A 21,990-nucleotide genomic window follows, 5' to 3' on the forward strand; every position below is an offset into this window, starting at 1 on the left:
CGCCCCATCGCCTCGGCGACCGCACTGGCGATGCGGTTTTCAAGGCCGGTGCCATCCTTCAGCGACAGCGGCGGCTGCGTCGCGGCGCAAACCCGCAGGACAGTGTCGTCGGCACGTGCCGGAGCCGGCGCGGCAGGAGCCTGGGTGGGTGGGGCCTGGGTGATCGTCTGCGCGAGAGCCGGGGTGGCGAAGCCGGCGGCGAGTGTCGCACAGAGGAGGGACCGGCGCAGATGTCCGAGCGATCTGACCATGATCGGATCCGTTGTCACGAGAGGCAGCGGGTCGCTCCTCCCCGTCGCGGGGAGGAGCGTAAGTCGAGGCTCAGTTCGCCGAGTACTCGCCGACATTCGGGTCGTCGTAGGGACCCTTGCCGTCGAGCGAGAACACCGTCACGCCGCCGCCCATCTGGGTGTAGTTGGCGAGCTTCTTGAAGGCGCCGACGGCACCGAGGCCGGCGGTCGGATCCTGCAAGTCGAAGACGAGGCCGACGCCGGGCCAGCCACCGACGCCGTAATAGATCGCCACGTATTGCGTGCCCTTGTGGCTGTAGGTGATCGGGTAGCCGATGGCGCCGGACGGCAGCTTCGACTTCCAGAGCAGCTCACCGGTGTCGGAGTTGCGCGCCTTGATGTAGCCGTCCAGCGTTCCGTAGAAGACCAGGTTGCCGGCCGTCGCCATGGTGCCGCCCCAGACCGCGAAGCGCTCCATCTTCTCCCATTTGAACTTCCCGGTGATGGCGTCGTAGGCCTTGATCTGGCCCAGACCCTCGGCGTTCTGCCGATCGCCCTTCGGACCCGGATACATGTTCAGCGTCGCACCGACGAAGAACTGGCCGGCCCGGTAGGGCAGCATGAAGGGCTCCCAATCCATGCAGATGTGGTTGATGCCCATGAAGAAGAGCTTGCGATTCGGATCGTAGGAATCGTGGCCCTGATTGTGATAGCCCATCGCCGAGGGACAGATGTCCTTGGCGAGGTGATCCATCCGGGTGCCGTATTCGGGATCGCGCACCGGCAGGCCGGACTTCAGGTCGACGGTCTTGAAGACGTTGACGGTGTCGTCGATCTTGTGCGCCGAGACGAGATCGCCGTTGGTGCGGTCGAGCGTGTAGACGATGCCGTTGCGGTCCGGGTGGGTCAGGAGCTTGCGCTCCTTGCCGGCGAGGTCCTTCTGGGTCGACAGCATCATCACGTTGACGCCGGCATAGTCCCACTCGTCGTGCGGCGTCTTCTGATAGCCGAACTTGGCTTCACCGGTATCGGCGTCGCGGCCGAAGATCGTCATCGTCCACTTGTTGTCACCCGGCCGCATCGTCTCGTTCCACGGCGCCGGGTTGCCGGTGCCGAAGTAGATCAGGTTGGTGCCCGGGTCGTAGGCGTACCAGCCCCAGTTGGTGCCGCCGCCGATCTTCCAGGCGTCGCCCTCCCAGGTCGAGGTGCCGAGGCCCTTCTGGCCGTAATGGGCGTTGTGGATGTTGAAGTCCTTGGCCAGCAGCAGGTCCGAATCCGGACCCGTCGCGTAGGCGCGCCACTTCTGCTCGCCGGTCTTGACGTCGTAGGCGGTGAGATAGCCGCGCACGCCGAGTTCGGCGCCCGACGAGCCGATGATGACCTTGTCCTTGACCACGTAGGGAGCAATGGTGAGCGTCGAGCCGACCTTGATGTCGGAATTCTCGATCTTCCACACCGTCTCGCCGGTCTGGGCGTTGAGCGCCGCGACGTGGCCGTCGAGCAGGGTCTTGAGGATCAGCGCCGGGGTCTTGCCGTCGCCCGGCCAGTAGGCGAGGCCGCGATTGACAAGGTCGCAGCAGGCCACGGAGCGCGCGGCCGGGTTCTGCTTCGGCTTGTCCTGCCACAGGATCTTGCCCGGATCGTCCAGCCCGAGCGCGAAGGTGTTGTTCGGGAACGACGTGTGGACGAACATCTTGCCGTCGACGACCAGAGGCGCACCCTCGTGGCCGTTGAGCAGACCGGTCGAGAACTGCCAGGAAACCTTGAGGTTCTTGACGTTCTTGTCGTTGATCTGCGTCAGCTTGCTATAGTTGTCGGAGTCGTAGTTCTTCCCCGGCATCACCCAGTTTTCGTCGCTCTTCGACAGCTCGTCGAGCTTGTCGTTGGCGAGTGCGGCGTGCGGCACCGCGAGCGGTGCCAGCGCCAGCAGCGCGGCCACCGAAACGGAATTCACAAACTTGCCCATGCAATCGATGCCCATGCTCTGCGTCTCCGGTCAGCGTTTCACGTCTCTGCGGCGCTCAGGCCGCGAGGCCAAACGTGTTCGCGCGATGAGGAACGGTAAGCTGGCGAAACCATCGTCAAGCTCTCTTAGCTTTGTCTTAGATAGATCTCGCTTCGCTTTCTTATAATGAACTTATTACATTCACTCACCGCAATGACGTTAGCATTCGATGCGCCTGATGTCTTGTACCTATCTCTTTTGCACTTTGGGATGTTTCGGCAATCGAGATGGATATTGTTCTTGTTGCAACCGCGAAGGCAAATATCTTATAAAATCGACATAAGATATTTATTATTCTATCAAGCCCATGATTTCATGACGAGCAGTCGCACCATCATGGTGATTTTTGCATCGCAGCAATGAGGCCCCTGCGACGCCTCGGCGCCACCGATTCACCAAACCGCGATTGCGCAGACTTGAGGGCTATTGACTTGTGAGGCAAACAGCGCGCGTATGACCGGCTGCCCGCTTGGCAGCCGCCCCTCGACCGCGCGTTCGGTCATGGCGGTCATGGCGGTAAAAGCCTTCAGGGTGATCGTGCGAGAGCAGGATCAGGCCGGGGTTCGGGCGTACTGGAACGCTATCGTGATGGCCCGCGGAACGGCCAGGCGGATGGCTCGAGGCGGGGATCGGGCCGCCCGGGAAGACGCGCTCGCACGAGCCCGGTCGAGGGGCGGATCAACCGCGTGACGACGTTGAAGCGGACGCTATGCAGCGACGCGGACGACATCCCGGTCTGGGGCCAATCGGCGGGGAGGCTGGCCAAGCCGGATTGCCTCCGTACCGAGGTAGACCAACCGCTGAAGATGCTGAGGCAGACGGCCGTTGACTCCGCTGGAATTTCCAATGCCAAGCGCGAGCAGCACCCGATCACGTTGCAATCGGGCAGTGATCTAGAGCGCTTCACGATCGCGCTGCAATCGCGAATTTTCTCTATCTCTTTGATATTGCCGCATTTTCTACGACAACCCGGTATCCACTTCGTCGGACAATACTCTAGAACGACTGTCCGAGCGAATACGGTCCGTCTACAACCGCTTCAGCAGGTGGTCGCGTTGCCGCTTCTGGATCCGCATGCTGGAGGCCCCGGCCGAGGCCGGATGGTCGGGTGAAGCTGCCGCTCTCGATGAGACCGACGTCAAAGCTCAACGCGCCGCCCAAGGCGGAAAAGGGCGGCTGCGCGAACAGGCGATCGGCCCCCCGCGGGCGGACTCAGCCACCAGGATTCCACGTCTTTGCCGATGCTGATCGGCCGCCCGGGCGTCGTCCCCCTCACTCCCGGCAACGCCAGCGACGTGAAGACCGCGCCCGCCGTGCTGGAAAAGGCGCCCGGCCGCGTCGCGCACCGCCTCACCGCCTCACCGCCGGCAAGGGCTACGATGCCGACTGGCTGCGCCAGCAGGGCATCAGCATGGTCATTCCCGGCACTCCCCGGCAAGCGCAAAAGATCCGCCTCGAGAGGCGGCGTAATCGCGACCGCTGGCGGATCGAAGAGGTCTTCTACCGCCTTCAAGGACTTCCGACGCATCGCCACGCGCGACGACAAGCTCGCCAGAAACTTTCCTCGGCGCTCGCACTGGCCGCCGTCATCGCCTTCTGGTGCTGATTGAGTCTCAGACTGCCTGGTGGTCGGCCCCTGCCGGTCTGCCCGTGACCTTGCCCCACACGTCACGCCCGCGACGGACGCCAGCGGAAGGGTGGGGTCACGAGATCGTATGGCGATCACATCCCGGGGCTTCCGCGGGTTCTCGCCTGTCGCCATGCCGCGATGGCGGCGCGGCGGACGTCGTAGGCCGTGCGCTGCTGCGTGCCCGGCTCACCCATGCCGAGAGGACCGTAGCCATGCAGCAGGACGCCATCGGGACCGTGGAGGCGCCGAAGTTCGGCCCGCCACACGCGATCGGCCAGGGCGAATTGATGTTCGGTCTCGATCAGGCGCTGCACATCCATCGCGAACCCCGATGCGGTCATTCGCGATGCGGTCATGGTGCCGCCAGCCGCTTCGTGTTTGCCGCTACACGCTCGCGGTAGCGGGCGATTACCGCCTCGGGCGACCCGCCGAACGAGAGCGTCACCATCGCCTCGCCAGCTGCCGAGACTTTCTCCGTCACCATGGATTGAGCCTCGGCCCACCCCTCGCGACCTCCCCAGGCCAGCCGGACCATTCGCAGTTCGACAACCTTCTGGGCTTCGATCGTCAGCATCATCGAGGACAACAACAGGTTGATCATGTCTCGCTCCGCACCGCGGCAGATGCGGCACGGGGTCAACCCGCCGCGATGAGGAATCGATCCGGTGCCGAAACGCAGCGCAGCCCTGCAGGCTGCCACCGTGACCAGGGGGGTCCCACGTGACCCCACGCGCCCGATCGAGAGGTCCGGATCATCTCACGCCGTGAGCGGTGTCGCCTCCTCGGTCGTCACCCGGAAGTTCACGAGGGTGTTCGGCCCGAAGGTGAGCGTCAGGGGCACATCGGCAGCGTCGCGTCCATAGGCGATCAGGATCCTGCCGATGCGCGGGCTGTTGTTGCGCGGATCGAAGGTGTGCCAGCGGCCACCCAGAAAGACCTCCATCCACGCCGCGAAATCGCCCGGAGCATGCGGCAGCGGCAGACCGATGTCGCTGACGTACCCGGTGCAGTAGCGAGCCGGAATGTTGAGGCAGCGGCAGAACGCGATCGCCAGATGGGCGTAGTCGCGACAGACGCCGCGCTGCTCCTCGAATGCCTCCAGCGCTGTGCGCGTGGGCCGGGAATGCTCGTAACCGAAGGTGATGCGATCGTGCACGTAGTCGCAGATCGCCTGCACCCGCGTCCATCCCGGCGGCATGGCTCCGAACAGGTCCCAGGCGGTCTGCGACAGGCGATCGGTCTCGCAGTACCGGCTCCCGAGCAGGTAGAGCAACGTCTCCACGGGCAGGCTGCGCACCTCCTCCTGGCGCGCACCCGTGTCGGTCATGTCCCCGTTGCCATGGTCGCGCACGACCGTGTCGGTCCGGAGCGTGAAACGCCCGGCCGGCGCGACGAGCCGGTTGCACCAGTTCCCGAACGTATCCCGATACCCTTCGAGGGGCACGGCCGGCACCGTCAACACAGTGTCCGGCCGCTCGAGATCGGAGAAACGCGACGCATGGACGTTGAGCATCGTGACGACCGGCGTGTCCTGCACGAAGTCGTAGGTCATTTCACAGCCGACATGGATGCGCATCGTGTGTCTCCAGGGGGACGGCAGAGTCGCGCTCTCCCTGAACGCGGGTCGGGTCGCGTCTCCGGTTCACGTGGCTGCACTCGCGCTATCCATGACATGGATGGGCATTCTGTACACCACGAACCACGAGTTTTTCCGTTCGCCGCGCCGGAACGCGGTGATCCAAGCGACAACCGGCCCCCGACAGGGCAGCGGCCGGTCGCTCCCTTCCGGTGCGGCATTCGCGTTCGTCACGGGCCTTTCGGCGTCGTGGTCCCGACGGGCAGAAACCCACGACAGCATCGGACTCCAGCCGGCACCTTTTCATTTCAAAATATGGTAGAGTGGTTTTTTAGAAGGCCACCCGATGAACCGTCAACATCATGCAGTCGTGTTTCTGGCCACGCTGATCTGCGCGACTTTTCTCTCCAGCACCTGGTCGAGCGCCGGAGCGCGCCCGGCAGGTGCCAGGACCGGCTCTGCGCAATCCGCCGATGACGTCGCTGCCAAGGTCAAATTGGATTCTCGGAAAATAGAAGAGGGCGCGAAAAAAAGAAGGGATGCCGATCGGAAGCGCGACGAGCGCATGAACAAGCTCGGCGCCTCGATTTGCACGGGCTGCGGCGGCCCCATTGTTCCATTCGACCCGACCGGAGGCACACCGGGCATCGGCGCCAGATCGAAAACGCCAAGACGCTGAATGGCAGATCGGGATTCGTCGCCATGCACACGGCCGGGAGCGACATGCGCGGAGACGCTACCGAGACGCCCTCTGCTTCGCCGGCTGCATCGGCACCGGTGATCCCAGGTCACCTGACAAGCTCGAGTGCCGAGCCCTGACTGCGATCGAGGGGCGGGACATTCCTGCCCGCCGATGCACCGGTTTGTGAGCCCGGGGCGCTCCAGTGCAGACACGCATTGGCAGGCCAACGCCTCGTGCGCTTAAACTCTCGTTTTATCGCAGATTTTTGCCGCCGAGCCGGTGACCGCTTCGGCGACATCTGCTTCGGCCGGGCGCCGTGGCGTAGGTCCGGTGTCGCAGCCCAGAGGCCGCGTGGCGGCCGCGCCCGAACCGGCTCGCACACCGCCTCTCGGCAGGCATCGGCCGCCTGTTGCCTCCAGCCGCACCGGGACGATCAGGCGCTCGGCAAGCCGTTCGAACCCGGGCGGGCTACCGTTTCACACCGGGCTTGCCGCTCGGCGCGACCTGGCCCTTCGTGCTCGGTGCAGCTGCGATGACTTTCGGCGTCTCCTTCTTCGGCTTCTTGATTTCACGGTTGCCACGGGTTCGATCGCTACTCATCTGGACTTCTCCGATCAGACGGTGGGAGTTTGCGAGTCGTGCGCCTCGGGCTTGGTCGGCCCCGACAGACGTGCGAAGTCGGACAGCACGGCGGCGACCATGCTCTGCAAGCGTGGATCATCGCAGGAGAGCGTCGCACTGAACCTCTCGAGCAGGTACCGCGCCTTGTCGGCGGCCTCCGGCCAGGTCGCGGCGTCGGCCGCGAAGAGATGGGCTTCGAGGTCGTGCTGGCGCGCGACGAGACCGGCATGTTGCGCTTTCACGCCCGCTCGCCTGCGGCGCACTGTCGTCGCCTTCTGAGCGGCCATGCCCCGCCGTTCGTCCAGCTCGATCGGACGGTCCGTCATTCGGCCAACTCTCCATTCTGCGCTGTTGCGTCGCTGGCTTTCATGGTCGACCTCCGCCGCCTGCCTGCGAAGGACGCCGACCCTGAGGCGCCATCTCGGACGGCGTCTGACGGAACCGGGGAGCGGGCCGTTGCCCCAACGCCTTGATGAGCAGGGCCCCAGAGCGATGAGCGCATCGTTCCGTGGGCGAACCCGTGGATCAGGGGACTGGAGTGGCCATGGCTGTCGGTACCGACGCCAAAGAGGTCTGGTTGCGGATGAAGCTCGTGCCGATCCCGCCGACCAAGCGCTCGATCAGCATCGTCGATTCACTGATCTGGACCGCCGCGCCTTTGATCATCTCGAGGTTGGCTCGGCCAGGCTCGTCGGCACTCCACCAGCGGCCGTTGTCGATAGCTTGAAGCAGGCGACCAATACGCCTGTAATCCTGCTCGATTTGCTCGATAATCTCAGCGCCCTGGGACACGACTATCTCCTGGAATGAAACGACAATGAAATGTGCTGCCAAAGTCGCAGCGTGCGATCATGGGATTTCTGGCCAACAGCATAAGACCGCTCATAATCGCGACGGTTACCTCGCGCGCGGGCGAGTTTCAGCCGGCCGACGATCCTGGCAAGGCGCCGCTCCTCACGTGCAATCTTCGACAAACTATCACGGGCGCGATCGCAAAATATATGCCTGCCTCTGATCGCGCTTGCTTCGGTCACGCTTGGCGATGCGTCCGGGCCTGATCCTTCAAAAGCGCGACGATGCAGTTCGGCCCAGGCATTCAGGTAGTGCAGGAACTTGATATGGTCGCGTTCCTCGAGAGCCTGTTCGATGCGCCAGCCGAGCAGACGCAGACGCAAGCCAACGATGACGAGACGCAGGGTCGACAGACCGTAAGCTTGGGAATGCTGTCGGCGAGAAGGAAGATCGGTGGGCATGGTGCCCTCCGCTGTAGTCCCGGCCCATCGCCACGACACTCATCGGTATATGGCTCGTGATGAGCGGATAGCAACTCAAATCAGAAGATAATCGAGAAAATTGCAGCGCGCTCGATGGAATTGTGAGCTACGGCAATTCCTCGCACCCACTGGGTGTTCGTCATCAAAGCTGAGCAATATGTCCATCGACAATCACACTTCCGCACGTCTCCAGTAAGCCCACGCCGCTGTCGACGAGGCAAGGCGCATTCGATCGCGGGCGGCGGGACGTCGCTCGCCGGCCCGGGCCAGGGGCGGTTCCTCGAAGCCAGCCTGACGGGGGTGAACATTCGGCGAAATCTGCTTAGGGCTTCAACGACGGCTCGGCCGGTGGCGGCGGCGGCATGGTGTTCCAGCTGGATTTCACCAGCAACGCCGCAAGAGGGCCCGTCACCGGTACGCGCCTGCGCACGAGCCGTGGCGAGGTGGCGGTCGCGGCGCTCCGCGTCGGTGACCGGGCGGTCACCGCCTCGGGAGACCTGAGGCCGGTCACCGGGATTGGCCGGCGTCATGCCGGACGCCGCGCACACCCCTCCTCGGCGCTCAGCTCCATGCGGGTGATGGCGATCGCCATCATGCCGCGTTCCTGAACCGACTCGGACGCAACGCCACCGCGCAACCCGACGCCCCCCCCTCACAGGTGATTGGGACCGCTGTGTGCTTTGCTCTACGCCCGCTTCAGCTTCGTGAGCGTCTCACCCGGCACACCCGAAAAATTGTTCGACAGGAGGTAGCGCGGGCTCGACTTGATCCAGGTGTCGAGGTCGATCTCCTCGAACTTGCCGTTGTCCCAGGTCTGGACGATCTCCAGGTCCTCGTCGCCGATGTTCTTGATCGCGTGGCCGAAGCCCATCGGGATGTAGGCGACGTCGCCGGGCTTGAACTCGGCCACCTTGCCGCGCCCGCCCGAGCCGAACAGGGCCACCTGGCCCTTGCCCCTCAGGTAATAGTGCCACTCGTTGGCGTTGACGTTCCAGTGCAGCTTGCGCATCTGCCCCGGCCGGATCGTCATCACGCCGCCCGACATCGTCTTCTGGATCGGCCACTCGTCGACCGTGGCGAGGCGGAAGGTGCCGCCTTCGAACTCACGGACCGCGCGCGGGTCCTTGAGCAGGCGGAACTTGTGGGTCGAGTCCTTCGGCCAGGGGGCGTCGAGGGCGTCCGCGGGCTGAAGCACCGGGCCGGCCTGGATGTAGGCTTCGCCCTTCGGGAAGACGTCGAAGGCATCCTTCGGCAGACCGAAATCGAGGGCCAGCATGTCCTTCGGGGTCACGTCGATCCAGTCGGTGATCGAGAACGTGCCGTGCTCCGAGAAGGCGCCGTTGTCGAAGGACAGGATGAAGTGGCAGGGCTTGTCGCCGATGGTCTGGATCGAATGGCCGTGGCCCTTCGGGAAGTACCAAAGGTCGCCGGGCTCGTAGTTGTTGATCTCGCTGGCGCCGCTCGGATCGAGCACCACGGTCTGGCAGCGGCCGTCGATGACATAGGCCCATTCGGCCGCGATGGCGTGCCAGTGCAACTCGCGCGAGGCGCCCGGCTCCAGGAACATGTGCACGCCCGCGATCCCCTTGCTGATGGGGAACTGGTGCACCGTCGCTTCCTTGGCCCAGCCGCCAGAGGTCACCTTCGGGCGGTTGCCGTCGAGGGAGAAGCGGAAGTCGGGCATCGCCCCGACATCCTGGGGATCGTGGTAGGCGACCTTGGCGCCCGGCGGCAGCGAGCCCGCCTGACGGCCGAAACCGCCGTCGCCCGGGTTGCCGTGATCGTGTTCGAGGGCCTTCGCGCCCGTCGCCATCAAGCCGCCGGCACCAAGCGCCGCCGTGCCCAGAAACAGCCGCCGTGTCTGGTCCATGATGCTTCCCCCTTGAGAGTGACGGACCGGCCTCGGCCGGCCGCTCGGGCCGTGGCGGAGGAAGCTGGGCGAAGCCGGTGCGCGCGTGAAACGCATTGTCGGCATCCGCGCATGGCCGGCATTCATGATGCTCCACGATGAAAGGGGGGAACGGATGTCCTGGCAGATCTGGGCGCTGGTCTCGGCGGTGTTCACCGCGATGACGGCGGTTCTGGCGCGGGCGGGCAGCGCCGGGGCGGAATCGGACGCCGCCGCCTTCATGCGTTCGGTGGTGATCCTGGTGGCGCTCGGGGCGCTCTGCCTCGCCACCGGCCAGTGGCAGGCCCTGCGGACGCTCACCGGGCGCAATCTCGGCCTGCTCAGCCTCTCGGGACTGGCCACTGCGGGATCCTGGGCCTGCTACTTCCGCGCCCTCAAGGTCGGCGGCGCGGCGCAGGTCGCCACCCTCAACAAGCTGTCGGTCGTCCTGGTGGCCCTGTTCGGGGCGACGCTGCTCGGCGAACGGCTGTCGGGGATGAACTGGCTCGGGGTCGGGCTCGTCGCCGTCGGCGCCTACCTGCTCACCTGGCGGGGGTGAGGCGGGCGCCCGCGCCGCCCGAACGCTCACGGCCAGACCTTGATCGTCACCGGCCGCCGCACGAGGTCGCGCTCCGAGGTGACCTCGCAGCCCTTGGTCTTGAGCGTGACGTAGAAGAGTGTCGCCGTGTCGCCCACCGTGTCGAAGTTGCGGCCGGGCGCGGCGGGATCGATGAGGGAAGGGTAGCTGACGAGCTCGCCGCCAGCCTTGCAGGGATCGTCGTAGAGGGTGGATCCGGCGATCAGCAGGCGCGGCGCGTCCCAGGCGAGGAGATCGCGCGACGTGCTCCAGTAGATCCCGGAGCGGGGGAAGACGCCGCCGGCGGCGGCCTGGAACACCGCGATCCACGCCTTGGTACCGCGGTGCCGGCTCACCGAGCCGACCGGGGCCGGGAACGGCGCCACCGGCACGCAGGACCCGACGGGTTTCGCGCCCTTGAGGTAGGGGTTGGGGAAGCGGGCGGTGAAGCCCTTGCCGTCGAAGGCGCGCCAGCGGGCGGGATCGGCCACGTCGTCGCTGCGGAACAGGCAGACGCCGAACGGCTGGCCGGTCCAGCCGGTGGTCGAGGCGTAGAAGTAGCGGTAGTGGCCATCGGAAAAGATGTTCGACGGGTTGAAGAAGCCGCGATGGCGGCCCTGCTCGACCTCCTGGCGGAACGGCGCCGCGGCCACGACCGTGGGCGGCGTCGCGCGGGTGAAGCTTCGCCCGCCGTCGGACGAGCGGGCCGCCAGCACGGCATTGTACCAGCAGGCCAGCATCCCCTTGGTGCGGCAGCGTCCGTGCTCGTCGGCGTGGTATTCCTCGTGCAGCAGCGCCTCGACCCGCCGGCCGTCCTCGGTCCAGGTGGCGGTGATCCAGGTGCGGTCGTCGAAGGCTTCGGGCTCGGGCTTGAAGGCGGAATCGAGCACGATCGTGCAGTCGAGCTTCAGGCTGTCGACGTCGCGGCCGCGCAGGGCCCGGTTGCGATAATGCATCCCGAACAGAACGATCCCGCCATCGGCCTCCCGGAACGCGCGGGCGGGAGCGTCCGGCACGTCGTCGCCGTCGCAGGCGTCGCGCTTGGGCGTGAACACCGTGCGGGGCGGGCCGACCAGGGTCAGGGCCGAGAGAGGAGGCTCGGCGGCGGCCGGCCCCAGCGTGGCCGCGACGCAGAGACACGCGAGGAAGAGGCGGAGGAGCATGGGCCGTCCCTGGACTTGGCCGGCGAGGCTGCCCCAGAGTGCTTGCCGCTTGCTTTCGCCATTCGCCGAATCCGGCCGCTCGCCTGAGGGTTTTCCCCGATGCTCCTCCTGATCGCCGGCCTCGTGCTGTTCCTCGGCACCCATGCCTTCACGATGGCGCGCGGCCCCCGCGCCGCCCTGATCGCGCGGGTGGGCGAGGGTCCCTACAAGATCGGCTATTCCGCCGTGGCGCTGCTCGGCCTGGTGCTGCTGGGCTACGGCTACGGCCAGTACCGGGCGCACGGCTATACCGATCTCTGGTCGCCCCCGGTCTGGACCCGGCACCTCGCCCTGTTGCTCGTGCTCCTCGCCTTCATCTCGTTCGCCGCCGCCTACCTGCCGGGGCGGATCAAGGCGAAGGCGAAGCACCCGATGCTGCTCGGCGTGAAGATCTGGGCGACGGCCCACCTGCTCGCCAACGGCGATCTCGGCTCGATCATCCTGTTCGGGGCGATCCTGGCCTGGGCCGTCATGGCCCGGATCAGCGCCAAACGCCGCGACGAGGTGACATCGCACGGGGGCACCGCCGTGGCGTCCGCGGGCTGGCGCAACGACGCGCTCGCCGTGGTGATCGGCGTCGCCGTCTGGTTCGTCTTCGCCCGGGTGCTGCATCCCTGGCTCATCGGCGTCGCGGTCTGGCCGGGGCAAGCCTGAGCTGATTCGTCGCCGGGCCTGACTTCCCGCCGGGACTGTGCTACGCGACCGGCCCTGTCGCACGGTCGCGGCGAAGAGCCCACCCGTCCGTGGTGGCGGCGAGCCCAGAGATCATGAGCGAGAACGAGTTCATCCGCGAGGTCAACGACGAGTACCGGCGCGACCGCCTGGCCCAGATCTGGTCGCGCTACAGCGGCGTGTTCATCGGTCTCGCGGTGCTGGTGGTGCTGGGTGTCGGCGGCTGGCGCTATTGGCAGCACGCGCAGGCCCAGCAGGCCGAGGCGGCGAGCCTGCGCTTCGAGGAGGCCCTGCGCCGCGCCAAGGACGGCACGCCGGAGGATGCCGAGAAGGCGTTCGCGAGCGTCGTCGCCGATGCGCCGTTCGGCTACCGCCTGCTGGCGCGCCTGCGCGCCGCGGCGGAGGCCGGCAAGACCGATCCGGCCGCGGGCGCCAAGGCCTATGCGGCGATCGCCGACGACACCGCCATCGGCCAGTCCCTGCGCGACCTCGCGCGCCTGCGCGGGGCGCTGCTCCTCGTCGACAAGGACGATGCGGGTGCGCTCAACACGCTCCAGAGCCTCGCCGCGCCGTCGAGCGCCTTCCGCCACACCGCCCGCGAGATGCTGGGGCTCGTGGCGCTCAAGAAGGGCGACTTCGAGGGCGCGGGCCGCTGGTTCGACCAGATCGCCGCCGACCGCGAGAGCCCGCCCGGGCTGCGCCAGCGGCTCGAGATCTATGTCGGCCTGGTGGCCGGCGGCCCGGTGCAGGTGACCGAGGCGGCGCCCGCGGCCCCGGCCGCGCCCCGGCCGCCGACCCTCCTCGGGACGCCTGCGCCCGATCACGACGATCATGAGGACGCGAAAGCGCCCGAGCCCGCTGCGAAAGAGACTCTGGCGAAAGAGGCTCCTGCGCCCGAGGCCCCTGCGCCACAGCCTCCCGCACCCGAGGCTCCTGCGGCAGAAGCCCCTGCGCCCGAGACTCCTGCGCCCGAAACTCCTGCGCCCGAGGCGCCGCCTCCCGCATCGACGCGCTAGAGATCCCCGTAGCGCGGGGCGCTGTCGTCCCGCATCATCACCTCCGACAGGGCGGCGCGCCTCGCGGCGTGCCCGCCCGCTGCTATTTTTTTAGGAAGACCTCCATGTCGATGCCCATCGTCGCGATCGTCGGGCGTCCCAACGTCGGCAAGTCAACGCTGTTCAACCGCCTCGTCGGCCGCAAGCTCGCCCTGGTCGACGACCGGCCGGGCGTGACCCGCGACCGGCGCGAGGGCGACGTGCGCCTGGGCCACCTGCGCTTCCGCATTCTCGACACCGCCGGGCTGGAGGAGGCCGAGGCCGATTCGCTCGCCGGCCGCATGCGCGCCCAGACCGAGGCCGCCATCGCCGAGGCCGACGCGGTCCTGTTCGTGATCGATGCCCGCGCCGGCCTGCTGCCGGCCGACCAGCCCTTCGCCGAGCTGGTCCGGCGCGCCGACAAGCCCGTGATCCTGCTCGCCAACAAGGCCGAGGGCGGTGTCGGCATGGCCGGGGCCTACGAGGCTTTCGCGCTCGGCCTCGGCGATCCGGTGCCGGTCTCGGCCGAGCACGGCGAGGGCCTGGGCGACCTCCTCGACGCGCTCGAAGCGGTGCTGCCGGAGCAGGACGACGAGGACGACGCGGAGGGGGCGGAGGGCAAGCCCCTCAAGGTCGCGATCGTCGGCCGGCCCAATGCCGGCAAGTCGACCCTCATCAACCGGATGCTCGGCGAGGAACGGCTGCTCGTCGGCCCCGAGGCCGGCATCACCCGCGATTCGATCTCGCTGGACTGGGAGTGGCGCGGCCGGCGGATCAAGCTGCACGACACCGCCGGCATGCGCCGCCGCGCCCGGGTCGACGACAAGCTGGAGAAGCTCGCGGTCTCGGACGGGTTACGGGCGGTGCGCTTCGCCGAGGTCGTTGTGGTGCTCCTCGACGCCACGATCCCGTTCGAGAAGCAGGACCTGACCATCGTCGACCTGGTCGAGTCGGAGGGCCGCGCCCTCGTCATGGGCCTCAACAAGTGGGACCTCGTCGCCGACCAGCCGGGCCTTTTGAAGGACCTGAAGGAAAAGGCGACCCGCCTGCTGCCGCAGGTGCGCGGCGCCGCGGTGGTGCCGCTCTCGGGGCTGGCCGGCGAGGGCATCGACCGGCTGATGCACGCCGTGGTCTCGACCGCCGAGGTGTGGAACCGCCGCGTCTCGACCGCCAAGATCAACCAGTGGCTGAGCGAGGCGACGCAGGCCAACCCGCCCCCGGCCGTGTCCGGCCGGCGGATCAAGATCCGCTACGCCACCCAGGTGAAGTCGCGCCCGCCGCACTTCGCCCTGTTCGGCAACCAACTCGACGCGCTGCCGAAATCCTACACCCGCTACCTCGTGAACAGCCTGCGCGAGGCGTTCGATCTGCCGGGCGTGCCGATCCGCCTGTCGCTCCGAACCTCGAAGAACCCGTTCGACAAGGGCGAGTAGGGGTCAGCGCGGTCTCTGGTCGGCGGGGAGGTTGCGGGCGTAGGCTTCGCGCTCCTCCTTCTCACGGATCAGCTTCTCGTAGGCCGCCTTGGCCTCCGGCGACACCGTGAGGGTGCGCGCCTGCGCGGCCTTGCGCTTGGGCGCCCGCTTGAACCGGTCGGTGGATTCGCTCATGGCCTGAATACCCCCGTCTTGACTGGTTGCGGACAGATCTACCGCGTTCCTGGTCGCTTGGCGACTGTCAATGACCGCGCGGCAGGCCAAATCTCGCTGGTCCGAGAGAGCTTTGCCGGCTGAGCCGTGGGCCGGAGTCCTTTGGGACGAGGCCGGGATTGGGATGGGACCGCCCCCTGCGCCGGTCCGGGGCGTGGCGGCACCGCCGGTCATCGGTCCATATAGGCGGCCAGCTCCTCCGGCTCTCCCGTCGGGAAGGTCTCCCGCAGATGCTCCAGGAAGGCCGAGACCCGGGCGCTGAGGAGCCGCCGCGACGGGTAGAGCGCCCACAGGGCGATGTCGGATTCCGCCACGTCGCCCCAGGAGACCAGCCGGCCGGCGGCAAGGTCGTGGGCGACGAGGGAGACCGGCAGGCGCGCGGCGCCGATGCCGGTGCCGACCGCGTTGCGGATCATCACGAGGGACGACAGGGCCAGCACCGGCGTGACGGCGAGCGGCGCCCCGCCCGCCAGGGTCCACACCGCCCGTTCCTCCATCCTGCGCACCACTGCGGGGGCGCGGTCCCCTTGCGCCGGGCGGGCGAGGCCGGGGCTCGCCACCACCACCATCCGGTCGCGCAGGAAGGCCCGCCCGACCAGACTCTCGTCCGGGGCCGGGTTGACCCGGATCACCAGGTCGTAGCCCTCCTCGATCATGTCGACGGCCCGGTCCTCCGTCGTCACGGTGAGACGGACCTCCGGGTATCTCAGCGCGAAATCCGCCGCGACCTTGCCCATGGCGATCTGCGAGAACAGCAGCGGCGCGCTGATCCGCAGCCGGCCCCGGGCCCCGGCCCCGCCCGCGGCGATCGCCGCCGCGGTCTCGTCCAGCTCGGTCAGCAGGGCCCCGGCCCGCTCGTGGAGCGCCCTCCCCTCCTCGGTCAGCGTCAGCACCCGGGCGCCGCGCTCGAACAGGCGCAGATTGAGGCTCGCCTCCAGCTCCGCAACCCGGCGCGACAGCGTCGCCTTCGGCCGGCCGCTCGCGCGGGCGGCGCGCCCGAACCCGCCATGGCGGGCGACGAGGGTGAAATCAGCCAGCGCCAGCAGGTCCATCCGTTCCACTCACGAGACGCCGCGTCCAGATCGGACGCCTATCGGTGCGATCCCGGATCGCCCATCCTGCCGGTGCGTTCAACGACGAACCCGGAGCAAGCCCATGACGATCCTGGTGACCGGCGCCACCGGCACGGTCGGCCGCCACGTGGTGCATCACCTCGCGCAACGCGGCGCCGACACCCGCGCCCTCGTCCGTGATCCCGCCAGGGCGGATCTCCCGGCGGGCGTCGCAATCGCGAAGGGCGATTTCCTCGACATCGACGCGATGCGCGGCGCCTTGTCGGGCGTCTCGACCCTGTTCCTGCTCAACGCGGTGGTGCCCGACGAGGTCACGCAGGCCCTGGTCGCGCTCAACCTCGCCCGCGAGGCCGGGGTCGCCCGGGTGGTCTACCTGTCGGTGATCCACAGCGACCTCTTCGTGAACGTCCCGCATTTCGCCGGCAAGTTCGGCGTCGAGCGGATGATCGAGCGGATGGGGTTCGAGGCCACCATCCTGCGCCCGGCCTATTTCATCGACAACGACCGCATGGTCGCCGACGTGGTGCTGCGGCACGGCGTCTACCCGATGCCGCTCGGCCACAGGGGCCTCGCCATGGTCGACACGCGCGACATCGGCGAGATCGCGGCCCTGGAGCTGATCCGGCGCGACGGCGAAGCCGCCCCCCTCACCCGCCTCAACCTCGTCGGGCCCGAGACGCTGACCGGGCCGGAGGTCGCCGCGATCTGGTCGGAGGTGCTGGGCCGCCCGGTCGCCTATGGGGGCGACGACACCGCCGGGTTCGAGCAGAGCCTGCGGGGCTCCATGCCGCCCTGGATGGCCTTCGACATGCGCCTGATGGCCGAGCGCTTCCTGACCGACGGGATGATCCCGGAGGCGGGCGACCGCGAGCGCCTGACCGCGCTGCTCGGGCGCCCGCTGCACGCCTACCGCGATTTCGCCGCCGCCGTCGCGGCCTCCGCCTGACCGCGATCTCCCGACCGGCGGAGGCCCTCCGCCGGTCGGGGATGCGGATCACTTCCTGAGCGGCACGCCCTTCGTGGTGAAACGCTGCCCGCCGCCGGCGGAACGCGCGGGGCGCGGCGGCTGGCCCCGCCCCTTGCCCGCGCCCAGGCCCGTCCCCGGCGGCTGCGAGAACGGCACGAGCTGGTCCGGCCGCGGCCCGATGAGATCGGCGCGGCCCATCTCCCGCAGCGCCTCGCGCAGCAGCGGCCAGTTCTCGGGATCGTGGTAGCGCAGGAACGCCTTGTGCAGCCGCCGCTGCCGCAGGCCCTTGATCGCCTCGACCGGCTCGCTGCCGCCACGCCGCACGCCGCGCAGCGGGTTGATCTCGGTGTGGTACATCGCCGTGGCGGTCGCCATCGGCGACGGCAGGAAGGTCTGGACCTGGTCGGCGCGGTAGTTGTTCTTCTTGAGCCAGAGCGCGAGGTGCATCATGTCCTCGTCCGTCGTGCCCGGATGCGCCGCGATGAAGTACGGGATCAGGTAGTACTTCTTGCCCGCCTCCTTGGCGGCGGCGTCGAACATCTCCTTGAAGCGGTCGTAGGTGCCGATCCCCGGCTTCATCATCTTGTCGAGGGGCCCGCGCTCGGTATGCTCGGGCGCGATCTTCAGGCGGCCGCCGACATGGTGGGTCACCAGCTCCTTGACGTATTCCGGGCTCCTGACCGCAAGGTCGTAGCGCACGCCCGACGCCACCATCACCTTCTTGACCCCCTTCACCTCGCGGACCTTGCGGTAGAGCCGGATCAGGTCGTCGTGCGAGGTGTTGAGGTTCGGGCAGATGTCCGGAAAGACGCAGGAAGGCAGCCGGCACGCCGCCTCGATCTTCGGGTCCTTGCAGGCCATCCGGTACATGTTGGCGGTCGGCCCGCCGACATCCGAGATCACGCCGGTGAAGCCCGGGGTCTTGTCGCGGATCCGCTCGATCTCGCGCAGGATCGAGCCCTCCGAGCGGTTCTGGATGACGCGGCCCTCATGCTCGGTGATCGAGCAGAAGGTGCAGCCGCCGAAGCAGCCGCGCATGATCGTCACCGAGAACTTGATCATGTCCCAGGCGGGGATCTTGGCGTCGCCGTAGGACGGATGAGGGGCGCGGGCATAGGGCAGGTCGTAGACCGCATCCATCTCGTCGCTGGAGAGCGGGATCGGCGGGGGGTTCACCCACAGGTCGCGGTCGCCGTGGCGCTGGACGAGGGGGCGCGCATTGCCGGGATTGGCCTCCCGGTGCAGCACCCGCGACGCGCGGGCATAAGCCTCCTTGTCGTCCTTGACCTCGTCGTAGGCGGGCAGCCGGATCACGGTGTCGCCGGGCTTACGGGAGGCGGCCTCGTCGGCGGAGTCGAGATCGTCGGCGGGCAGCTCGGTGTAATGCTCGGGCACCCGGCGGAACAGGGCGACGCCCCGGATCGAATCCAGGTCGTGCGGCGCCTCGCCGGCGGCCATCCGGTTCGCCACCTCGACCACCGCCCGCTCGGCATTGCCGTAGATCAAGAGGTCGGCCTTGGCATCCGCCAGGATCGAGCGGCGCACCTTGTCGGACCAGTAATCGTAATGCGCGATGCGGCGCAGCGAGGCTTCGATGCCGCCGAGCACGACCGGCACGTCCTTGTACGCCTCGCGGCAGCGCTGCGTGTAGACGATGGTGCAGCGGTCCGGCCGTTTTCCGCCTTCGCCGCCGGCCGTGTAGGCGTCGTCGTGGCGCAGGCGGCGGTCCGCCGTGTAGCGGTTCACCATCGAATCGAGGTTGCCGCCGGTGACGCCGAAGAACAGCGTCGGCTTGCCGAGCACCTTGAACGGCTCCGCCGACTGCCAGTCGGGCTGCGCGATGATGCCGACCCTATAGCCCTGGGATTCGAGCAGCCGGCCGATGATCGCCATGCCGAAGCTCGGGTGATCGACATAGGCGTCGCCCGTCACCAGCACGATGTCGCAGGCGTCCCACCCGAGCGCGTCCATCTCGGCGCGGCTCATCGGCAGGAACGGCGCCGCCTTTCCGTTGGGCGGCGAGGCACAGGCCAAGGGGGCCACGGAGGGGGCCACGGATCGATCGGCAGAGAGCGGGAGGTCCATGGGGCCGATGCATAGGCCGGCGGGACCGCGAGATCAACGAATCGCGCGATCAAGGAATGGCGAGGCGCCGGCCCCCGCCTTGCCTCAAAGCAGCGGCCACCCCATCACGCGACCCGGCCCAGGATCACGTCACGCTCCGGCACCGCCTCCGCGCCGAGGCGATAGGCGGCCAGGACTTCGGCCTCCGCCCGCGCGGCGGCGGCCTCGCTGCGGGCATGCACCACAGCCAGCGGCCGGTCCGGGCCGACCTCCGCACCGACCGGAGCGAGGTCGGTGAGGCCGACGGCGTGGTCGATGCCGTCCTCCGGCCGGGTGCGGCCACCGCCGAGGCCGATCACCGCGACGCCGATCGCCCGCGTGGCGATGGCGGCGACCCGGCCTGCCTGCGGCGGCACGATCGGGCGGATCACCGGCGCGCCCGGCAGGTGGCGCTCCGGCTGCGCGACGAGATCGGCTGGGCCGCCGAGCGCCGCCACCATACGCGAAAAGGTCTCGGCGGCGCGGCCGGAGGCCAGAGCGTCCTCGAGGCGCGCCGTGGCCGCGGTCGTGTCGGGGCTCAGGCCGCCGAGGACCAGCATCTCGGCGCCGAGCGCCAGGGTGACGGCGTGGAAGCGCGGCTCGCGCCGGCGGCCGGTCAGGTAGGCGATGGCATAGGCCACCTCGGCGGCGTTGCCGGCGACGGAAGCCAGCGGCTGGTCCATGTCGGTGAGGAGGGCACGGGTCGGCAGGCCGGCGCCGTTCGCCACCGTGACCAGGCTCTCGGCGAGGCCGTAAGCGTCCTCCGGGCGGGCCATGAAGGCGCCGGATCCCGCCTTCACGTCCATGACGAGGCCCTGGAGCCCGGCGGCGAGCTTCTTGGCCAGGATCGAGGCGGTGATCAGGTCGAGGGATTCGACCGTGCCGGTGACGTCGCGGATGGCGTAGAGCCGCCGGTCGGCGGGGGCGAGGTCCGGGGTCTGGCCGATCACCGCGCAGCCGACCTCCCGGGTGACGCGCCGAAACAGGTCCACCTCCGGCTGCGAGACGTAGCCCGGGATGCTGTCGAGCTTGTCGAGGGTGCCGCCGGTATGGCCGAGGCCGCGGCCCGCGATCATCGGCACGTAGCCGCCGCAGGCCGCGACCATCGGGGCAAGGGCCAAGCTCACCGTGTCGCCGACGCCGCCGGTCGAGTGCTTGTCGACGACCGGGCCGGGCAGGTCCCAGGTCAGCACCGTGCCCGAGCGCATCATCGCCCGGGTCAGCGCCACCCGCTCCGGCAGCGACAGGCCGCGGAAGAACACCGCCATCGCGAAGGCGGCCGCCTGCCCCTCGGTGACCCGGCCCGCGGTCAGGCCGGCGATGAAACCCTCGATGGCCTCGGGCGGCAGCGCGTGGCCGTCGCGCTTGAGGCGGATCAGTTCCTGCGGCAGCAGCGTCATGGGGTCGTCCCGGGAGGAGAAGTCGGAGCTTGTGCGAGCGGCGAAGACAGCCTCTCGGCCGGCCGTCTCACCCCCACCCGCGACCTCGGGATGAGGTCGCGGGCGGGAGAGGGGTTTTGGTCATCGTCGCAGAGCCTCAAGGAGACCGCCGGAGAGCAGCGCCGTCACCAGGCGTCCGACATCCGCCGCCGCCTGCGCCGCCACCCGCTTGGTGTCGTCGTGATCCGGGGCGCCGATGGCAGCGCCCGGACCCGCCGCGAAGCCCGCCGCGTAGTTCGTGACGAGGGAGAGCGCCGCGACCCTGAGGCCGAAGAAGCGGGCGAGGATCACCTCCGGCACCGTCGACATGCCGACGAGGTCGGCCCCGAGGGTTTTCGCCATGCGGATCTCCGCCGGGGTCTCGAAGCTCGGACCCGAGAACCAGGCATAGACGCCCTCGTGCAGGGGGAGGCCGCGCGCCGCCGCCGCGGCCGTCAGGGCCGCCCGTAAGGCCGGATCGTAGGCATCGGCCATCGGCACGAAGCGGGCATCGGAGGGCTCGCCGACGAGCGGGTTCATCCCCGACAGGTTGATGTGGTCGGTGACGAGCGCGAGGCGTCCGGGGCCGGCCTCGGGCAGGAGCGAGCCCGCCGCGTTGGTGAGCAGGAGCGGCGGCGCCTCCAAAGCCGCCACGACGCCGACCGGCACCCGCATGACGGCGGCGTCGCCGTGCTCGTAGGGATGGGCGCGGCCCTGGAACAGCAGCACGCGCCGCCCGCCGAGGCGCCCCGCCACCAGCCGCCCGGCATGGCCCGAGACGCCGGAGGCCGGGAAATGCGGGATCTCGCCATAGGGCAGGGCGACCGGATCCTCGACCCGGTCGCCCAGGGGCCCGAGCCCGGTGCCGGTGACGAGGGCGAGAGCGAAGGGGCCGTCGAAACCGCGCAGCCGCAGGAAGGCGGCAGACTCGGCCACCCGGGGATCGTCGGGCGTGGCACTCACGCGAGGTTGTCCGGCCCGAACGAGGCCGGCAGCAGCTCGTCCAGGGTGAAGGTGCGCCTCACCCCCGCCGGCCCGGCGACGTGGATCGGCGTGTCCGGGGCGGCGAATTCGCGGATGCGCTGGCGGCAGGCGCCGCAGGGGGTGACCAGCGCCTCGCCGTCGCCGAGAACCAGGATCGCGGCGATGCGCCGGCCGCCGGCCGCGATCATCGCCGCGATGGCGCCCGCCTCGGCGCAGGTGCCGACCGGATAGGCGGCGTTCTCGACGTTGCAGCCGGCATGGACCGCGCCGGTCTCGTCGCGGATCGCCGCGCCGACATGGAAGCGCGAATAGGGAGCGTGGGCCCGGGCCTGGACAGCGCGGGCGGCGGAGAACAGGGTGTCGGTCGCTTCCATCCTCGTCCCGGTGGCCGCCTTCAGGAGAGTCTGG

Annotated in this window: 22 protein-coding genes and 3 pseudogenes; 9 read left to right on the forward strand and 16 right to left on the reverse strand. The window is 68.6% G+C overall.

Annotated features, from left to right (window positions below):
• Both VP06_RS38295 and VP06_RS26475 read right to left on the reverse strand, forming a co-directional pair.
• Positions 1 to 251 (reverse strand): annotated as a pseudogene (locus tag VP06_RS38295) (methanol oxidation system protein MoxJ); the annotation flags it as partial.
• Between the two features lie 70 nt (positions 252 to 321).
• The gene (locus VP06_RS26475; protein WP_048466832.1) at positions 322 to 2,196 is read right to left on the reverse strand and encodes a methanol/ethanol family PQQ-dependent dehydrogenase; all 1,875 of its coding nucleotides are present in this window, start codon (positions 2,194 to 2,196) and stop codon (positions 322 to 324) included.
• A gap of 725 nt (positions 2,197 to 2,921) precedes the next feature.
• On the opposite strand from VP06_RS26475, the gene VP06_RS39080 reads away from it, so the two are divergent.
• Both VP06_RS39080 and VP06_RS36700 read left to right on the forward strand, forming a co-directional pair.
• Positions 2,922 to 3,347 carry a hypothetical protein gene (locus VP06_RS39080; protein WP_156295784.1) on the forward strand — a complete coding sequence of 142 codons (426 nt, stop codon included), beginning with the start codon at positions 2,922 to 2,924 and terminating at the stop codon, positions 3,345 to 3,347.
• A pseudogene (locus VP06_RS36700) lies at positions 3,259 to 3,841 on the forward strand (IS5 family transposase); the annotation flags it as partial. The gene VP06_RS39080 and the pseudogene VP06_RS36700, both read left to right, overlap by 89 nt.
• A gap of 116 nt (positions 3,842 to 3,957) precedes the next feature.
• On the opposite strand, the gene VP06_RS26480 reads toward VP06_RS36700, so the two are convergent.
• The 3 genes from VP06_RS26480 to VP06_RS26490 all read right to left on the reverse strand — a co-directional run bounded on the left by VP06_RS26480 (position 3,958) and on the right by VP06_RS26490 (position 5,441).
• Positions 3,958 to 4,221, reverse strand: a complete 264-nt coding sequence (locus VP06_RS26480; RefSeq protein WP_245291324.1) for a hypothetical protein — start codon at positions 4,219 to 4,221, stop codon at positions 3,958 to 3,960.
• On the reverse strand, positions 4,218 to 4,466 hold the full coding sequence (locus tag VP06_RS26485; RefSeq protein ID WP_048466802.1) for a hypothetical protein: 249 nt from the start codon (positions 4,464 to 4,466) through the stop codon (positions 4,218 to 4,220). The genes VP06_RS26480 and VP06_RS26485 overlap by 4 nt, the downstream gene beginning before the upstream one ends.
• A gap of 156 nt (positions 4,467 to 4,622) precedes the next feature.
• Complete coding sequence (locus VP06_RS26490) at positions 4,623 to 5,441, reverse strand: transglutaminase-like domain-containing protein (protein ID WP_048466803.1); 819 nt, start codon at positions 5,439 to 5,441, stop codon at positions 4,623 to 4,625.
• A gap of 346 nt (positions 5,442 to 5,787) precedes the next feature.
• Here VP06_RS26490 and VP06_RS36705 point away from each other — a divergent pair, with 346 nt between their 5' ends.
• Entirely contained in the window at positions 5,788 to 6,120 is a 333-nt protein-coding gene (locus VP06_RS36705; RefSeq protein WP_156295786.1) for a hypothetical protein, read from the forward strand.
• 617 nt (positions 6,121 to 6,737) lie between these two features.
• Here the strand turns inward: VP06_RS36705 and VP06_RS26495 are convergent.
• The 3 genes from VP06_RS26495 to VP06_RS36710 all read right to left on the reverse strand — a co-directional run bounded on the left by VP06_RS26495 (position 6,738) and on the right by VP06_RS36710 (position 7,997).
• On the reverse strand, positions 6,738 to 7,070 hold the full coding sequence (locus VP06_RS26495; RefSeq protein WP_048466804.1) for a hypothetical protein: 333 nt from the start codon (positions 7,068 to 7,070) through the stop codon (positions 6,738 to 6,740).
• Positions 7,071 to 7,269: 199 nt separating this feature from the next.
• Positions 7,270 to 7,536 carry a hypothetical protein gene (locus VP06_RS26500; protein WP_053082046.1) on the reverse strand — a complete coding sequence of 89 codons (267 nt, stop codon included), beginning with the start codon at positions 7,534 to 7,536 and terminating at the stop codon, positions 7,270 to 7,272.
• A 2-nt stretch (positions 7,537 to 7,538) separates the two neighbouring features.
• The gene (locus VP06_RS36710; RefSeq protein ID WP_156295787.1) at positions 7,539 to 7,997 is read right to left on the reverse strand and encodes a hypothetical protein; all 459 of its coding nucleotides are present in this window, start codon (positions 7,995 to 7,997) and stop codon (positions 7,539 to 7,541) included.
• A 383-nt stretch (positions 7,998 to 8,380) separates the two neighbouring features.
• On the opposite strand from VP06_RS36710, the gene VP06_RS26505 reads away from it, so the two are divergent.
• On the forward strand, positions 8,381 to 8,626 hold the full coding sequence (locus VP06_RS26505) for a Hint domain-containing protein (RefSeq protein WP_048466805.1): 246 nt from the start codon (positions 8,381 to 8,383) through the stop codon (positions 8,624 to 8,626).
• Positions 8,627 to 8,703: 77 nt separating this feature from the next.
• Here the strand turns inward: VP06_RS26505 and VP06_RS26510 are convergent, their stop codons facing one another.
• The gene (locus tag VP06_RS26510) at positions 8,704 to 9,888 is read right to left on the reverse strand and encodes a cupin domain-containing protein (protein WP_053082047.1); all 1,185 of its coding nucleotides are present in this window, start codon (positions 9,886 to 9,888) and stop codon (positions 8,704 to 8,706) included.
• Between the two features lie 154 nt (positions 9,889 to 10,042).
• On the opposite strand from VP06_RS26510, the gene VP06_RS26515 reads away from it, so the two are divergent.
• Positions 10,043 to 10,465, forward strand: coding sequence for an EamA family transporter (locus VP06_RS26515; RefSeq protein ID WP_048466806.1), 423 nt, complete (start codon positions 10,043 to 10,045; stop codon positions 10,463 to 10,465).
• 26 nt (positions 10,466 to 10,491) lie between these two features.
• Here the strand turns inward: VP06_RS26515 and VP06_RS26520 are convergent, their stop codons facing one another.
• The gene (locus tag VP06_RS26520) at positions 10,492 to 11,646 is read right to left on the reverse strand and encodes a glycoside hydrolase family 183 protein (protein WP_048466807.1); all 1,155 of its coding nucleotides are present in this window, start codon (positions 11,644 to 11,646) and stop codon (positions 10,492 to 10,494) included.
• 99 nt (positions 11,647 to 11,745) lie between these two features.
• Between VP06_RS26520 and VP06_RS26525 the strand changes: the two genes are divergently transcribed.
• The 3 genes and pseudogenes from VP06_RS26525 to der all read left to right on the forward strand — a co-directional run bounded on the left by VP06_RS26525 (position 11,746) and on the right by der (position 14,824).
• On the forward strand, positions 11,746 to 12,339 hold the full coding sequence (locus VP06_RS26525; RefSeq protein WP_048466808.1) for an NnrU family protein: 594 nt from the start codon (positions 11,746 to 11,748) through the stop codon (positions 12,337 to 12,339).
• A 110-nt stretch (positions 12,340 to 12,449) separates the two neighbouring features.
• A pseudogene (locus VP06_RS26530) lies at positions 12,450 to 13,151 on the forward strand (tetratricopeptide repeat protein); the annotation flags it as partial.
• Between the two features lie 326 nt (positions 13,152 to 13,477).
• Complete coding sequence (gene der, locus VP06_RS26535; RefSeq protein ID WP_048466809.1) at positions 13,478 to 14,824, forward strand: ribosome biogenesis GTPase Der; 1,347 nt, start codon at positions 13,478 to 13,480, stop codon at positions 14,822 to 14,824.
• A gap of 3 nt (positions 14,825 to 14,827) precedes the next feature.
• Here the strand turns inward: der and VP06_RS37375 are convergent, their stop codons facing one another.
• Positions 14,828 to 14,998: a hypothetical protein gene (locus tag VP06_RS37375; RefSeq protein ID WP_197093294.1), complete on the reverse strand. Its 171-nt coding sequence runs from the start codon at positions 14,996 to 14,998 to the stop codon at positions 14,828 to 14,830.
• A 209-nt stretch (positions 14,999 to 15,207) separates the two neighbouring features.
• Complete coding sequence (locus VP06_RS26540) at positions 15,208 to 16,089, reverse strand: LysR family transcriptional regulator (RefSeq protein WP_048466810.1); 882 nt, start codon at positions 16,087 to 16,089, stop codon at positions 15,208 to 15,210.
• A gap of 103 nt (positions 16,090 to 16,192) precedes the next feature.
• Between VP06_RS26540 and VP06_RS26545 the strand changes: the two genes are divergently transcribed.
• Positions 16,193 to 17,056: an SDR family oxidoreductase gene (locus VP06_RS26545; protein WP_048466811.1), complete on the forward strand. Its 864-nt coding sequence runs from the start codon at positions 16,193 to 16,195 to the stop codon at positions 17,054 to 17,056.
• Positions 17,057 to 17,104: 48 nt separating this feature from the next.
• Here the strand turns inward: VP06_RS26545 and VP06_RS26550 are convergent, their stop codons facing one another.
• The 4 genes from VP06_RS26550 to cdd form a co-directional block, all read right to left on the reverse strand.
• Positions 17,105 to 19,063, reverse strand: coding sequence for a YgiQ family radical SAM protein (locus VP06_RS26550; protein WP_245291325.1), 1,959 nt, complete (start codon positions 19,061 to 19,063; stop codon positions 17,105 to 17,107).
• Positions 19,064 to 19,266: 203 nt separating this feature from the next.
• Positions 19,267 to 20,580, reverse strand: coding sequence for a thymidine phosphorylase (gene deoA / locus VP06_RS26555; protein ID WP_048466813.1), 1,314 nt, complete (start codon positions 20,578 to 20,580; stop codon positions 19,267 to 19,269).
• 120 nt (positions 20,581 to 20,700) lie between these two features.
• Complete coding sequence (locus tag VP06_RS26560) at positions 20,701 to 21,534, reverse strand: purine-nucleoside phosphorylase (protein ID WP_048466814.1); 834 nt, start codon at positions 21,532 to 21,534, stop codon at positions 20,701 to 20,703.
• 23 nt (positions 21,535 to 21,557) lie between these two features.
• Entirely contained in the window at positions 21,558 to 21,956 is a 399-nt protein-coding gene (gene cdd, locus VP06_RS26565) for a cytidine deaminase (RefSeq protein WP_048466837.1), read from the reverse strand.
• Between the last annotated feature and the right edge of the window lie 34 nt (positions 21,957 to 21,990).

It is taken from the genome of Methylobacterium aquaticum (assembly GCF_001043915.1).
Taxonomy (GTDB): domain Bacteria; phylum Pseudomonadota; class Alphaproteobacteria; order Rhizobiales; family Beijerinckiaceae; genus Methylobacterium; species Methylobacterium aquaticum.